Below are 1233 nucleotides of genomic sequence, written 5' to 3'. Positions count from 1 at the left end.
CGTCCGCGAGCGCCACGAACGGCGCGTCGACGTCCGGCTCGGCGTACACCGCGACGCTCGCGATCCCCGCGTCCCGCGCCGCCCTGATCACCCGGACCGCGATCTCGCCCCGGTTGGCGATGAGCACCTTGTGCACCTGGAACTCCCCCCTCTCGTCCTCGATCGGCCCGCTCGTCACCCGGCGCTGCGCCAGCTGTGCGGCGGGACGAACACCGCGGCCCGCTCCGGGTGCAGCCACCGGGTTGCGGCCGGGGGCCGCGCGTCCTCCGGTGGTCGCCGGGTGACGAGGCACAGCACCGCCACCAGGGCGCCCAGCTCGACCTCGTCGAGCGTCCCGGACTCGATCCGCAGCACGGACTCGTCGACCATGACCGCTCCTTCCCTACAGGGGTGTGTTGCCGTGCTTGCGCAGCGGCAGGTCGGCGTGCTTGGAGTGCAGCATCTCCAGGCCGCGGATGAGCACCGGCCGGGTGTCGGCCGGGTCGATCACGTCGTCGACGAGGCCGCGCTCGGCGGCGTGGGTGAAGTGCATGAGCTCGGCGCGGTACAGGTCGACCTTCTGCTCGCGCACCGCCTCCCGGTCGCCGTTCGCGGCCGCGAGGTCGCGCCGGAAGATGATGTCCACGGCCGCTTCCGGTCCCATGACGGCAATCTCGTTGGCCGGCCACGCCAGCACGAGGTCCGCGCCGATCGAGCGGGAGTCCATGACGATGTACGCGCCGCCGTAGGCCTTGCGGACGATCACCGACAGGCGCGGCACGGTGGCGTTGCAGTAGGCGGCCAGCAGCTTCGCGCCGTGGCGGATGATGCCGTCGTGCTCCTGGGCGACACCCGGCAGGAAGCCGGGCACGTCCACGAACGTGACGAGGGGGATGTTGAAGCAGTCGCACGTCTGCACGAACCTCGCCGCCTTCTCCGACGCCGCGATGTCCAGGGCGCCGGCCAGCACGGACGGCTGGTTGGCGACCACGCCGACGACGTGGCCGCCCAACCGGGCGAACGCGCAGATCACGTTGGTCGCCCAACCCTCCTGCACCTCCAGGAGGAACCCGTCGTCGACGACCTCCTCGACGACCGCCCGCATGTCGTAGGGCCGGTTGCCGTCGGCGGGCACCAGCTCGTACAACCCCTCGGCGCGGCGGGCGAAACCCGCCGGCGACCCCCAGGCCGGCGGACCGGTGCGGGTGGTTGGGCGGCAGCAGCGCCACCGGCAGCTCGCGCAAAACAACCCCC

Annotated in this window: 3 protein-coding genes; all 3 read right to left on the bottom strand. The window is 72.4% G+C overall.

Annotated elements, in window-relative coordinates:
• On the bottom strand, positions 1–163 hold a 163-nt coding region (locus AB0G02_RS41075), incomplete at its 3' end, for a biotin carboxylase N-terminal domain-containing protein (protein ID WP_360806227.1).
• Between the two features lie 11 nt (positions 164–174).
• Positions 175–369: an acyl-CoA carboxylase subunit epsilon gene (locus AB0G02_RS41070; RefSeq protein ID WP_360806224.1), complete on the bottom strand. Its 195-nt coding sequence runs from the start codon at positions 367–369 to the stop codon at positions 175–177.
• Positions 370–382: 13 nt separating this feature from the next.
• The coding region (locus AB0G02_RS41065; RefSeq protein WP_360806221.1) for a carboxyl transferase domain-containing protein at positions 383–1233 on the bottom strand (851 nt) is incomplete at its 5' end.

The organism is Actinosynnema sp. NPDC023658, from assembly GCF_040639995.1.
Lineage (GTDB): Bacteria > Actinomycetota > Actinomycetes > Mycobacteriales > Pseudonocardiaceae > Actinosynnema.
Note: the sequence above shows the minus strand (reverse complement) of the source record. Positions and strands in the feature narration are given on the sequence as shown.

Excerpts from the sequence above, each read along its gene's own strand:
- AB0G02_RS41070 (WP_360806224.1), bottom strand. The coding sequence starts at position 369 with ATGGTCGACGAGTCCGTGCTGCGGATCGAGTCCGGGACGCTCGACGAG.